We start from the raw sequence: 14,115 nt of genomic DNA, 5'->3' as shown, positions 1-14,115 counted from the left end.
TTACGGAAATATTTCTATCCTTGAGACGGAGGAAAACAAAATCAAATGGGGGGGGGGAGGCTATAGATTGAGGGGCTGAGCTGGAGGAAACTATTTTGAGTAAGCTTTCATTACCCCTTGAACAACAGGAGCAGCGAACAGAGCGTAACTGTGACCGGGAGGGTTACAGAAAAAGAGTATGGTGTAACAAACGATACAACCGCCGCCACTCCAACGGCCGGGATGACTAGGTATTTGACGGCGGAAAAACCGATCTTGGCCACACGACTGATAACGAAAAGTACAATCACGCCCAGAGCGATATAGGCTGCAATAAGGCCATTTTCGCCAAAATGTTCGACGATCAACTCTCTAAAGGAACCTAACGACCCGGTGTACTCCTCGGCCTTGCTCGAAGCCTTATCGGCCATGTCATTGAGTTGATTCTGGAGTTCAGTACTGATCATACTGTTCCTCGTCGATGGGCTCGATAGTCAGAGATGATTCCCCGACCCGCATCAGACCCACCATGCGTCTGGTGAGAAAGTTCTTGGAAGTAATCCACTGGTGCGATAATTCCAAAATCTCGGATTGCTCCATATCGGATTCCCAGTCCAGAATCAAATGGTCAATATCCTGATCATCGACCAGTAAATCATCCATTGTCAATACAAACTTGACTCTCATGGTTTTCGGTCCTGCAACGGTGTTCGTGTTGTCATGGTCAGAACCATTTGCAATCATGATGCCAGTACTGAGCAGGCTTCGCCTGTCGATTTCTATATGTGTATGTGTCAATATGTTACCGGAATAAATGTTCAACATTTGATCAGGAATGACTGTGTTTTCGGCTTTGTACGGGTATGGATAAGAGGGGATCAGCCCCTACAGTGTCGGTCCAAATAGAGAAGCCCGACTGTCTTAAAGACAGTCGGGCCAATCGCATTACGGATGTCAAATTCCAGTATGAAACACATTGTGCGGCTTCTGATCGGAGCGGACCACGCGAATCCTATATTGGCAAGCGAGCGTGCGCCGGATTCTTGGCTGTCCGCCTAGCCTGGTCTTTCCTTGGCTGGATCTCTCCTTGACCAGCACCTTCCCTGACCGGTGTCTTTTCCGATCAAGCAGCCACTTCGAGTGTTTCAAGCTCCGCGAGAGTGTGGTGTGATCTCTCTTAGAACCTGCATCAGTTCGCCGGTGAAAACGACAATCACATCGCCGTCCGGCGAACTCACCTTTCCATGGGCAGTTCCTCCCTATGCTAAACGTTTCCCTCATAGCGGTAAACTGGTAAGGGGGGATAATCAACATCAACGGCACTCGTTTTGTGAGCGCTTATAACGTATACACTAGGTGGGAGGCGCCGTTTGTCATTCGTGGTGTGGCTCAGTCCGGCTAACCTACAATTAACATAACTTCTGCTCTCTGTGTTGTCAAGTCAAAACTTGATCGGAAGATCCATCGGATCACTATCCCCTTGATAACAGCATCTATGATGCTTACCTAAGTAGTATGCGAATAAGAACAAAGCGAGTTTGCTATGTTGCCCTGATCCCGGTTGCACTCTATCTCGGGTTGACCATGGTCGGTGGAGGATGGGGCGATAAGGAACCTTTGCCACTATCTTTTACAGATGCTCCCCGACCGTTGTTGCTTGCGCACCGGGGCGCAACAATTTGCTATCCTGATAATAGTTTGGGAGCCATCGAAGATGCTACCCGACTCGGATTCCCTGGCGTGGAACTTGATATCCAGTTCTCAGCCGACAGCCAATTCTTTCTTTACCATGACCTTCACTTGACAACCGGAACCGGTGAGCTTGTGCGAACATGCAGTCTGACCTCCGACGAACTTCAAAGCCAGAGCCTGAGTTTTGAAGGGATAGCCACAGATCAATCACCTCCCATGTTGGCAAGTATTATGGAGAAGTATGGCGATCGATCGTTGTTCTATCTCGATATGAAACGATACGGCCATGACAACATCCTCAAGTTGGCCCATGACATTGCTGCGTTTATTGAAAAACGTGACTTATACGACCGGGCTATTGTTGCCAGCGCACACGTTTGGTTCATAGCCTCCCTGGAATATTCCCATCCTCGTGTTCTGACTGTGCTGGAAGGATTCTCGACCGACAACCCATGGCTGCTGTCACTAATACCGCGAAAGTTCAAACCGGATTTTATTGCTTCACGTCAGGCGATGGTCAGCGATAATTTTGCATGTTGGCTCAGGGAGACTGGAATGCAGGAGCGGTACATTGTATACCATGCCGACGAATCAACGTTTGGTTCCACACTGGAACAGGGCATTGAAATATTCATCGTAGATTACGGTTCACACCTCGTCCCATATCTTTCGCCTCCGATTAACGAGGAAACGTCTGTGACACGTTGATGGCTCGAAACAATGCAGGAGAATTGGCTCACTTCATAGGAGAATGGCGAGCTTGCCAATCTGAGTCTGTCCGTCTTCGCTCTCGACAATCCAATAGTATAGCCCGGAGACTACCAGCTGTGTGTTGCGTGAGATCAAGTCCCATTCTGCGTAGGCAGAGTTGGGATCGTCGGCATCCTCGTTGTGCCATATCTCCTTGATAAGGTCACCGTCCAGTGAGAAAATACGAATCCAGCATCGGGCAGGAAGGTTGGCAAACGTAATGCGGCGTACTCGATCACGCGAACGATCCCATTCGCCCCGTCCTTCCATACCTCTCTGGCGATACTGGTCATCCTGGCGATATGGATTGGGGTAAACATAAATCTGTCCAATTTCGTTGGGACTCTCATCCCATTCTGTGTTGGGATATATCTCCGTTGCATTGAGCAGTACATCCGATTCCAGCGACTGCAAGCCGGTGCGCCGTGATCCGAAATCAAACGATGTTATGCTTACCCAATAGGGAACGGTCGGCAACAAGTCTTCAACGATATACTCGTACTCATAATACTTGGGGTACCCGTCTTCAGTAAGTTGCTCCGGCTCAAAGCCCTGATCCATTACTGGAACCGGTTCGTCAGGATAGAGTTTGCGAATACCGGTAGTAACGCCAAAATCGTATTGGTTATAATTATGTTTGGCGAAGAAGAAAAGAGAGTCTGGAAACTGGCTGTGGACGTACGGAGAGAGCCTGGTGAAGAGTAGCGGATCAAAGGCGCTGTCACTACACTTGTCCTCAGAGAAGGAGTATAGACAGCGTAGTTCTTCAAGGGTGAAGGGATCATCAACGATCAGGTACCTATCATCCTGGTTGGGAGCGACGTCGATTACATATACATACTTGTCGTAGTCGCGTCGATCGTACGAGGCTAACAGCGCGAAACTATCCTCCCGATCATCGCGGGCGATAAAGACATGGTATCCCTCGAAGTCGATCCTGGATGAGAAAATATCTGGTGTGGTTTCCGACTTCCAACCGTTGAAACGAATCCTCACACCATTGCGAACCGGGCTAACCCAGAGTTTCGGAGCTGGCGGTGGTGCCTCGGGATTTAGATCCGGGGTACCGTCCCCTCGGTAGTAGAAAGTATCGTCGTTGCAGACCATGAAATCCCCAGCGTAACCGTCACCATCAGAATCGAGGCCAGGGGTGTCATAGGCTCGACCGGCAGCCATGGCATTATGCATAAGATCCGAAAAATCCTGTTGCGCCAGATAATGATCAGGCCAATAGTAATATCCCACACCGATATCGTAATCCCACTTACTCTGGTGGATACCTTGTCCTCCGACATAGGCAAAGGGAATAGTCAGGGAAGCACCGGGCTGAAGATCGAATGGCCCATTCGACAGTACACCCTGGAAATCGAAACCTCGCGTAATGTCACGAGCGATATCGGAACGCGGCTGGACCCACTTCTGATCGATGGGCTGGATGGCAAAGGCATAGACAGGATCATAGTCGATATCACCACTGCTCAACATTGCATATTTATTGCGGTCACCATAGGGTGTTCCGGTACCGTTGCCCATCAGTCTATAATCCTGTTTAGTCTGAGGGCCTATGTCCCAGGTGGAGCTATAATTATAGCTCCACCAGTTAAAGGCGACATTCCAGTTTGGAGGGAATGAACCAAGAAACATCAAAGCCGTGACATCGTTCAGCAGGAAATTCTGGTCCGATGGTTTTCCGTTGGCATCGGCCGTCCAAATCATAGCTACGGTGTCGATGAAATCGCATCCACGGTACTCAAACGGAATCTCGGAAAGAAAGCCGCCCTGATCATCCTGCCCATTGTGAATTTGATTCTTTCGTCCATAGGGGTCCGGGGGACGGAGGAGGTTAGCTCCACCCTGGTAGACGTCAGGATCCCAATAGAGCCCCACATAAACATCTTTGAGGTACTTGGTTCCTATATTCTTGATCTTGTAGTCTATGAGAACGAAATCATCTGTATGAGCATAAGACCAGGCAAAAGAACGTTGGATCACCTCGATTCCCAGGGGCAAGTGTGGACGATAGTCGATAGGGTCAAATGACGAATTGGGAACACCGCTAGTGAAAGTATCGACGTAGATAGCTATGAACTCCTGCTCGGCGTTAGCGTTCTCGACCTCCGGTGAGTTTACATCAAGCGTTGATCGTCTGATCATGGGAACTACTGGATGAAACTCGCGTGCTTGATTGTTGAGTTCCGCTCCCACTGAGACCAGAGTGTCGTTGCCAACAACGGCGCCAACCCATAGCCCACCCTTATAGAAACAGGTATTACCACTCCCTCTGGGATATAGTCCCAAGCCTACACCCTTGCCAGTTAAGCAGTCGGCGGTGACGCCTTTGCCTTCACCGATACCGACCATGCCAAAATTGGTGATACCAAACTGAAGTCGTCCAATATCGTGTCGGACGATACAATAGGGCGGTGTGGTGGACTGAGTAGCAAAGGACCTCTCGTCCGTTTCCACTCTTTGCGAAAACACATTGGCGGTGCAAAAAATGATGGTGAGGAGAGCTAACGCCCAAGGTAATCTCATAGATGTCATCATGATCTCTGTATCTGTGCTAATCTAATTTGTATACGAGCACTCTCACTCCAAGTTGGAGGAAAATAGGCACAAACCGTCGATTCTGCAAGAGAGTTCTGAAGATAGACAAACATAGACAAAGGATGGCCGAGAAGCTTAGATCTGAGTCATCCGAGTTAGGTGCCTGATGAACCGCTACAGTAGTTGTGAGATTATTCTCGGAGAAACTCTTGATCGTCTATCTCAGGCAAAAAAGGAGGGGTGCGCAGCCCGAAGCGGAGTAAGCCGCGCACCCTTGGAAAGGAGTCTTTGAAAAAACTTGTCAATCAATATCGGCTGTAGGGATAAGAGACGATTGTCCGGCTAGCCGGTGACTCCATCCGCACAACTAATCAGTAATTCATCTCCGAAACCATGACAAGGCAATATGAGGTTCCCTTAGATAAACGCGGCGGCTGTTTTACCAGCCGCCGGATGTTTCCCCAGATGCGTATCGTACGCGTTGCCCGCCTTTTAATAGCGTCAGTCATCTTCTCAGGTTGGCCGACGCACTAAGCCCCCTTTTGTCAGCAAGCCCCTTTTATCATTGCGGGATTGCCCCCTTCAACCTTCAACCATACCCCCTCCTGATGGCCGAAAGCATCCCATGCACATCTCGCAACGAAAGTCCCCCAGTCCAGTGCAGCACCTCCGTTAGCCCCCTTAGTGTCGCCCTGGTATTCCTTTGCAATGACCTGTTGGTGGTCCCCTCTGCGCCTTAATCGACTCTCTACTGTCCTTGTGAACTTCACCAACATCGGTCTGCCCTTTCTAGTATCATTGAACGGATAAGACTTCCGTTGAGGGAAGTGTTTCCGTCTCTATTCTATTACTCGGACATCCGAGTGATAGACTGGAGGGGGTATAATGTGGGACAGAAGGAGTATATCGAGTACTCCCCCAACCTCGCTACAGCCACAGAGAATACTCAGAGATTGCCATAACCTGTCAACGTTTGCGACGGACGGCTCTCGTGATGACAGGTCTAACAGACAGGACTTATAGGCTCTGGAGAAATGAACTCAGGTTGGTGTTGCTATTGGTTAGATTCAGCTTGCGGCGGATATTCTGACGTTGCTTGCGAACTGTTTCCAGGGAGGTGTCGAAAGCGGCGGCGATGTCTTTGGAGGTCTGGCCGTTGCGGATCATGTTGCAGATCTCAATCTCTCGCGGTGATAGATGCGAATACATGGCCTGCATCTCATTTGCAAACGGTGAGGTTATGTCTTCAAGACTTGTACGTAGCATGTCAAGATATTCGCGTTCAGCAGGTTGGAGCTTCTCGTCAAATTTACGGACTAAGGGCATGATTATTCTATCAACGTTGGCTTGAATCTGGTGGGCAATCTGTCGCTTTTCTTCCTCGATCTGATTAAGCACCTGGGACAGGGCAATATTCTTTTCAGTTAGCAGTTTGTGACCAGTTTCCAGCCGCTCATTTGCATTGCGAAGCGCTTTCTCCTGGTCCTTGTGGTCAGTGATGTCCCGCGTGACGCCGACCAGTTTGGTGGGTTGTCCGGCCTCATCGTTGAACATCTGCGCTGCCGGTGTAATGACATACCGTAGCTCACCATCAGATCTAATGATGCAGTATTCAAGTGATACCGAATCCCCCCTGAGGGCTTGATCGAATGCTTCTCGGATACGATCCCGGTCGTCGGGATGAATCCGTTTAATTGCCTGATCGGTCGTGATAACATCAGAGTCGACACCGTAAATATCCATCATGGTAGGAGACATCTTCATCATGCGATCACGTATATCAATCTGCCAACTACCGGTTAAGGCCATTCGCTGTGCTTCGTTGAGAACATGCTCGTTCTCCCACAACTTCTTCTCGGCCACCTTACGTTGCGTAATGTCAACAGCGATATGACAAGCTACGAGCCTTCCATCCGGCCAGTAGACGATTTTGCTAATGTTTCGGAACCAGAGGCCTGAGCGATGATGTTCGAACTCGAAGACCTGTGAATGGCCAAGAGTCTCAGAGGCAGGCATCGGGCAGAAAGCACAGTGGGAATTCTGATTAAAGACTACTTCGTAGCATTTTCGTCCCGCGCTGTGTCCCCAGATCTTGTTGAAAGCCTCGTTGGACCAAATGATTGTGTGTTCCCTTGGACAGACCACGTAGATTGGTTCGCTAATGCTGTCCAGCACGGTGAGCTGATGTCGGCATAATGTATCGATAACGTGAGTCATCCGTTTTGAACTGGTAATATGGCTGAGTTCGTGGGCAGCAAACATGGCCACGCGGCGCATGGTTTCAATTCCTGGGTCGGGACATTTGGATAAAGTTGTGGGAAAATGCAATTCCAGTCGGCCTACTCCTTCGCCGGATACGACTATTTGGGCAATCTCGGGCTGACTGCATTCTGAGAAGTCCTTCGATTCGTATGTACACCCCTCAATAGCCAATCTGATCGCCGGAGCCGCCGGGGAATTTGAGAGAATCCTGATGGTTTCCGTATAGAACCACTTGGACCCGGTCCGGGGATCATCGGATATATCCGACAGAGCAAACATGGCATCAAAAGCCCACGCCTGCAAATCGGGATTGGTCCGTAATCTTTTCGCCAGACGCAACGTTTTTCGACTCTCGGAAGTAGATGGGGAAAGGGCGGGGAGCCGATCATCTCCCTGCAGTTGTTTCAATGCAGTTTTATCCGAACTCAAGGGTTGGGCAGTTCTACATTTGTCAATTGTCTTTCGTACCGGACACATAAGCTATTGTTCCGTCTGACTCGCAGACATCTTACTGTTGTTAAGAGACATCGGCAGAACTGTTCAAAAACTAAACAGCATAATCATTACCGGCCTGTTCGTCGACTTCGTGAGGGACATGACACAAATGCGATTGCTTTCCCTCGCAGGAGTCATATATTCGGGGCTGCATTATGAACCAACTATTGGAAAATCTCAATGAAGCCCAACGTGAGGCCGTGACCACTACTGAAGGTCCTCTGTTGGTTATCGCCGGTGCCGGTTCCGGCAAAACACGCGTCCTGACTCGTAGACTGGCTTACGTTCTTACGCAACAAATGGCCGCTCCACACCAAGTACTGGCGGTAACATTTACCAACAAAGCAGCCGGCGAGATGCGCGAACGCGTGGCAGCTCTTCTGGGCGGAAGTCTGCCCGCAATGTTCGTCAGTACCTTCCATTCCTTTTGTGCTCGGCTCCTTCGCCAGGAGGCGGAGGTGATAGGTTATGATAGTCGCTTCATCATTTATGATGCTGCTGATTCTCTGACCCTGATCAAGAACTGCCTCAAGAATCTGAGCCTGTCCACAACTCAGTTTACGCCCAAAGCGCAGGCGCGGAAGATATCGACGGCCAAGAATCAGATGGTCAGCGTGGAGGAGTTTGCCGCCCAGGCATCAGGGTACTTCGAGTCTGCGACCGCTGATATCTATTCCCTCTATCAGGAACGGTTGCGTGAGTGCGGGGCTATGGATTTTGATGATCTGCTGTTTAATAGTGTACAACTTCTCACCCGCCACGAAGCTATTGGCTCGTCATATCGTCAGCGTTTTCGCTACATAATGGTTGATGAATATCAGGACACAAACCGTGTTCAATATATGTTGCTAAAATGTCTGGTGGGCGAACACAACAACATCTGTGTTGTGGGTGATGAAGATCAATCCATATACGGCTGGCGAGGAGCCGACATTCGCAATATCCTCGATTTTGAGGAGGATTTTCCCGGAGCCAGACTGATCAAACTGGAAACGAACTACCGCTCGACAGACATCATTTTGAAGGCGGCCTCAGGAGTGATTGCCAACAATATGGCGCGCAAGGAAAAGGTGCTGCGCACTGACCGTACCGGTGGTGACAAAATCAAGCTGTTCCTGGTTGATTCCTCTCAAGATGAAGCCATCCACATAGTCGATGAGATAGAGAACTGTCACCCGGATATCGCCTTGAAGAACATGGCCATATTGTATCGGACGAATGCCCAGTCGAGGCCGTTTGAAGAAGAGTTGCGAAAGCGCAATCTGCCGTATCAGATTATCGGCGGCATTTCCTTCTATGCCCGCAGGGAGATCAAGGATGTCCTGGCCTATCTCAAGTTGATTTCCAGTCCCAAAGACGATGTATCGTTTGAACGGACGGTTAATTATCCGAAACGCGGCATAGGCCAACGGACGGTTGGAGTGATTTCAGCTATCGCGCAACGGGAGAGACTGTCGCGATATGAAGCAACCCTGCGAGCTGATGAGTGGCCTGAACTGGCCTCTCCTTCCAAACGACTGAGTGTTTTTACGGAAATCATCGAACGGTTTCGTTCCCTGCGGGAGACCACACCTGTCGATATTCTTACCCAGGACCTCATCAAAGAGCTTAAACTTGTTGAGGAACTTCAAAACGAAGACAAGATTACCGGCCAGACGCGGGTTGAGAATATAGCTGCCCTCATTGACGGTATGGCTGAATATGTCCGGGGTCAGGAAGTACCCACTCTGGATGACTACCTGTCAGAGATTTCGTTGTTTACCGATCTGGACAACTACACCGAGACCGACGATAAGCTCCCCCTGATGACCATTCATAGCGCCAAGGGACTTGAATACGATGCCGTATTTTTAGTCGGGTTGGAAGAGGGACTCTTTCCGCTTGGTCGAGCAATCGCTGAACCGATGCAACTGGAAGAAGAACGAAGGCTGTTTTATGTTGGTGCAACTCGAGCGGCATGGAAACTCTGTCTATCTGCGGCATCGGCTCGCTATCGATTTGGAAACGGCCCCTCGATTCCCTCCCGGTTTATCGACGAAGTACCCGAGGAATTGCTGGACAAGTACGACCGTCGTGTAGCCACAAAATACCAAACCCGATGGTCATCAATCTCAGATCGCCAAAAATCCGCCACTAAGGATGTCGCCATAGAGGGTGTCCATTATGAATACGAGGGGCATGAAGCTTACAAGGTTGGTCGCATTGTTCAACACTCAACCTTCGGTCGCGGTAAGATTATTGAGGTTGAGGGGTACGGCGAGTCGCTGACGCTAAGAATTATGTTTTCCGGTCTGGGGGCAAAGAAGATTATGGTCAAATACGCCAAGCTCACGGTAGTCGGCTAAAGATTGTACTTTAGGCCAACGGGATATAAAAAATGAGGCTTGCCTCTCGCCTCTACTCGTAGCGCAATGCAACAATCGGATCGACCTTAGCGGCTCGCCAGGCTGGATACATCCCGGCCAATATACCGGTACCGGCAGACATACACAGAGCGATTACAATCCACAGAGGTGACAGGAAGTATTTCCATTCCAGAAGCGATGTCACCAGCAGACCGATACCCGCCCCGAGAAGAATCCCCACAATTCCACCTAATCCGGTAAGGGTGGCGGCTTCGACCAGAAATTGAAAGAGAATATTCCCGCGCTTTGCTCCCACTGCTTTGCGAATACCGATTTCACGTGTGCGCTGTGTTACGGCTACGAGCATGATATTCATAACGCCAATTACGCCGACCATTAATCCCACGCAGGCAATTGCGGTGGCACCCAACTGAATATTGCCGGTGATTTCCCGAACCTGGCTCTTGAAACTATCTTGAGTACGAACTCCGAAGTTGTTAGGCTCGTCTGGTCTGACATGGCGCACTCGTCGCAGAGCATTGACCACCTGGTCAAGAGCTTCGCCAAACATCTCGCGCGAAACGGCGCTGACCACTAAATAGACGCGCTCCGTGTTCGGATAATAACGCTCGAATGTGGTCATGGGGATAAAGATAAAATCATTTTCACTGATATTGAACAGGTCTTCGATCTCTTCCTGAACGCCAATAACGGTGAACTTCCAACCGTTGATCTGGATTTCCTTACCAACCGCTTCGGAGCGATCATCGAACAACCCATCCGCAATATCGGGACCAATGACACAAACATGGGCACATCGCTGCAAGTCGTTGTCGTCGATAAAGCGTCCATACGAAACATCGCGGTTTGCCACTATTGTCTGGGATGGCCAGCAGCCACGCAGATCATCGGGATTGCGAATGGATTTGTCTTTGTACTTGGCGACATTGTTGTACGCCTTTTTTTCGGGCGACACAGCCTTTACCAGCGGGCACATTTCCTGAACCGCCAGTGCTTCGTTCATGCTGATATTTTTTCGCCGGCGTTCTTCATCGGTGAGATTGTCAAAATCGGTGCTCTCTTCCCATTTGGTGACGTACATCACATTGCTGCCGATTTTGTCGATCGAGGACTCTGCGTATTCGGAGAAACCATCCATGATTGTATTCACGAGGATCACCGCCCCGACACCGATCATCACGCCAACGATGGTCATCAGCGACCGAAACTTGTTGGCCCTAACGGCGTTCAACGCCAGACGTATACCTTCCCTGGTCTCCGCCAGAGATTTCATCCATTTACTCATAGCTTAGCGCCTTTATGGGATCGAGTCGGGCCGCTTTCATGGCCGGATAGATACCAAAGAACAGACCAACCGCGGTCGAGATTCCGAATCCGAGAATAACCGCCATAGTCGTGGGAGTAATATATATCTCCAGCAGGTCGGTAAGAATTTTCTCACCCAGGTACACTCCGAAGACAATCCCCAGTACACCGCCAACCAGCGACAGGATTATTGACTCCCATAGAAATTGCGTAAGAATGTGACGGCGACTGGCCCCTATCGATTTGCGAATACCAATCTCGCGCGTTCGTTCCGTGACCGAAATCATCATTATGTTCATTATGACAATACCGCCAATGACAATAGAGAGCAGTGGCAGCGCCACCAACAGCGCTCGGAAGGCGGCGGTGATGTCGTTGACAAAGCTCAGGATAGCATCAGGTGTAAAAATGGCAAAATCATCATCTTCCTCATACTCCAACCGTCGATTGGTACGGAGCACCGTGCGCACCTGATCGATAGCCCGTTCGCGTCGCTCCAGAGTAACGGAACTAATCACGAGATTCACTGGATTGCCCGGTTGCTGATACATTTTCTGATGCGTCGAGAGCGGAATAGCGGCGAACTCATCCATCCCCTCGACCATCGCCCCATCCATTTTCTCGGCCACACCAACAACGGTGAACTCCTTGCCACCAATCTTGATCTTCTTTCCTACCGGGTCCTCGTCGGGGAAGAAACGTTCCTTTATTTTGAATCCGACGAACGCAACCTGACGGCGACGATCTTCGTCCTCCCAGGTCAAGTAGCGTCCTTCCAACACATCAAAATCTTTAACGTACATTATGTTGGGTGTCTCACCCCGAATCTGCACCCAGCGCAGACGGGCACGACCATACTTCAGATGTTCTGAAGAATACCCTTCGGCGGCGACATGCTCGCAGTCGGGACAGCCTTGCTCAATAAGGGGAATTAACTCGCGAGTGAGTTTCTTGCGTTTCATTCGCTCAAGATATTGATTCCAGGTAAGATTGAATCCAAATCGAGACACGATAAACGTCTTTGCCCCCAAAGAAGCAAAGACATCCTCGATCTTCGATTGCATCCCCTCGACGGTCGAGACTATGGCGATCACTGATGTTACTCCCATGACCATGCCCAGAATCGTAAGGAAGGAGCGTAAGCGGTTGGCCCATAGAGCCGCCAATGATTCTTTGAGTAGCGAGAGTACAATCATATGCTTGTATCCAGTCTCATAGTTGGCAAGGGTTGCATTGGATGATCAATGGTCGCCCATTCTCAATGGTCGCCGTTCTCCATCTTCTCCAGCGACAGCTCGTCGATTTTCACTTCGTCGCTGTCGGATAGCTTACGCAACGTCTGGAACGTACCTGATATGATTGTGTCACCTTCATTGACACCACTCAGGGCTACGAGGTTGCGTTCATCGGCAATACCTGTCGTCACTTCCACGAACCGGGCGATACCGTCGCTAATCACAAACACACCGGTTTTCTTGACCTTCTCCGACTTCTTTTTCTTCTCGTCGGAGACCTCCTCTTCGGTCACGTCATCGGCTTCGGCAGCATTAACGGTTTGTACCAGCCCTCCACTGTCGTCGTCATCATCCTTAGCTTGGAGTGAATCAACATCTATCTCGCGTGTAACCACCGACGCGTATGGAATCAGCAACGCATCTTCGACTCTGTCAGTTGTCACATCGACAGTCGCCGACATACCTGGTCTGAGGACAGCATCTGTCTCGGCGAAACGAACCTTGACACGGAAACTGGTTGTGTAGTTCTCGGTTCCCTGTCCTGTAATAGTTGCCGAATTGCCGATCTCCACTACCTCGCCAACAAACGAAGTATCCCGGTAGGCATCGACACGTATTTCGGTTTCCTGTCCAACATTCAGCATGGCGATTTCGGTTTCGTCAACATCGACCTCGACTTCAAAGACTGACAGATCCGCCACAGTCATGAGTGTTTTTCCCTGGGTAAACGATGTCTGTGCCTGGGCGATTTCACCCACCTCGGCGTTCAGGTAAGTAATCACACCATCCATTGGAGCCATAATTCGTGTTTTGCTCAACCGATCGGCGGCCTGCTCCAGACGAGCACGCCCGGTCTTGGACTGGGCCACCATCGCTTCGAGGTTGGCCTTGGAGTTTTCAGAGGCGAACTTCACGTTGGTGTATACCGTCTCTGAAGTCAGCTCCTTATCGTACAGGCGAGACTGCCGTTCAAACTCCAGTTCACTCTGCTTAAATTGCGACCGCGCAGCTTCGGTGCGTGCCAGGATTTCTTCGAGACTGAAACGTGCCTGAGCCACATCGGCCCGAAGCTGAATTGTGTCCAGAAGAAGTAATGGCTGACCTTTGACAACGAGATCACCTTCACTAATGTAAATCTCTACGATCTGAGCCGAAACCTCGGCGGTAATATCAACCTTGGTTTGGGGCTGTATTCGTCCCGAAGCGGTGACAATTTCGGAGATGTCGTCAACATAGGCCAGGTCGGCCTGAACCGATGTTTCATTACCGTTCGAGGCGGTGAGATTGAGTATAACAATGGCCGCAACGACCACCACACCCAGGCCGATAAACAGAGTTTTCTTTGATTTGAGTTTCATAGTTATCCTTCAGATTCCATAAATGGCAGCATGTCGTTTGTCTTCCGTATTCAATGTCTTTTCAGGTTTCCAACCCAATACCAAAGTGGGCACAGCATTCTGCCAACCGGCAACACTATCTGACCG

The 14,115-nt window shown here is 50.0% G+C and carries 9 protein-coding genes; 2 read left to right on the top strand and 7 right to left on the bottom strand.

Features of this window, described 5'->3' with window-relative positions:
• Nucleotides 1-110: 110 nt before the first annotated feature.
• Both KOO62_08340 and KOO62_08335 read right to left on the bottom strand, forming a co-directional pair.
• Nucleotides 111-446, bottom strand: a complete 336-nt coding sequence (locus tag KOO62_08340) for a hypothetical protein (protein ID MBU8934004.1) — start codon at nt 444-446, stop codon at nt 111-113.
• Nucleotides 433-666, bottom strand: coding sequence for a hypothetical protein (locus KOO62_08335; GenBank protein ID MBU8934003.1), 234 nt, complete (start codon nt 664-666; stop codon nt 433-435). Before KOO62_08335 ends, KOO62_08340 begins: the two co-directional genes overlap by 14 nt.
• A gap of 828 nt (nt 667-1,494) precedes the next feature.
• Between KOO62_08335 and KOO62_08330 the strand changes: the two genes are divergently transcribed.
• Nucleotides 1,495-2,379 carry a hypothetical protein gene (locus tag KOO62_08330; GenBank protein ID MBU8934002.1) on the top strand — a complete coding sequence of 295 codons (885 nt, stop codon included), beginning with the start codon at nt 1,495-1,497 and terminating at the stop codon, nt 2,377-2,379.
• Nucleotides 2,380-2,412: 33 nt separating this feature from the next.
• On the opposite strand, the gene KOO62_08325 is transcribed toward KOO62_08330, so the two are convergent.
• Together KOO62_08325 and KOO62_08320 are read right to left on the bottom strand one after the other, a co-directional pair.
• On the bottom strand, nt 2,413-4,956 hold the full coding sequence (locus KOO62_08325) for a hypothetical protein (protein ID MBU8934001.1): 2,544 nt from the start codon (nt 4,954-4,956) through the stop codon (nt 2,413-2,415).
• A 1,029-nt stretch (nt 4,957-5,985) separates the two neighbouring features.
• On the bottom strand, nt 5,986-7,638 hold the full coding sequence (locus KOO62_08320; GenBank protein ID MBU8934000.1) for a PAS domain-containing protein: 1,653 nt from the start codon (nt 7,636-7,638) through the stop codon (nt 5,986-5,988).
• A gap of 242 nt (nt 7,639-7,880) precedes the next feature.
• Between KOO62_08320 and KOO62_08315 the strand changes: the two genes are divergently transcribed.
• The gene (locus KOO62_08315) at nt 7,881-10,070 is read left to right on the top strand and encodes a UvrD-helicase domain-containing protein (protein MBU8933999.1); all 2,190 of its coding nucleotides are present in this window, start codon (nt 7,881-7,883) and stop codon (nt 10,068-10,070) included.
• A 52-nt stretch (nt 10,071-10,122) separates the two neighbouring features.
• On the opposite strand, the gene KOO62_08310 is transcribed toward KOO62_08315, so the two are convergent.
• From KOO62_08310 to KOO62_08300, 3 genes are all read right to left on the bottom strand, one after another.
• The gene (locus KOO62_08310) at nt 10,123-11,376 is read right to left on the bottom strand and encodes an ABC transporter permease (protein ID MBU8933998.1); all 1,254 of its coding nucleotides are present in this window, start codon (nt 11,374-11,376) and stop codon (nt 10,123-10,125) included.
• Nucleotides 11,369-12,592, bottom strand: a complete 1,224-nt coding sequence (locus KOO62_08305; GenBank protein MBU8933997.1) for an ABC transporter permease — start codon at nt 12,590-12,592, stop codon at nt 11,369-11,371. Before KOO62_08305 ends, KOO62_08310 begins: the two co-directional genes overlap by 8 nt.
• 62 nt (nt 12,593-12,654) lie before the next feature.
• On the bottom strand, nt 12,655-13,989 hold the full coding sequence (locus KOO62_08300; protein MBU8933996.1) for an efflux RND transporter periplasmic adaptor subunit: 1,335 nt from the start codon (nt 13,987-13,989) through the stop codon (nt 12,655-12,657).
• Nucleotides 13,990-14,115: the final 126 nt, after the last annotated feature.

The sequence above is a fragment of the Candidatus Zixiibacteriota bacterium genome, assembly GCA_019038695.1.
In the GTDB taxonomy this organism is placed as follows: domain Bacteria; phylum Zixibacteria; class MSB-5A5; order GN15; family FEB-12; genus B120-G9.
Note: the sequence above shows the minus strand (reverse complement) of the source record. Positions and strands in the feature narration are given on the sequence as shown.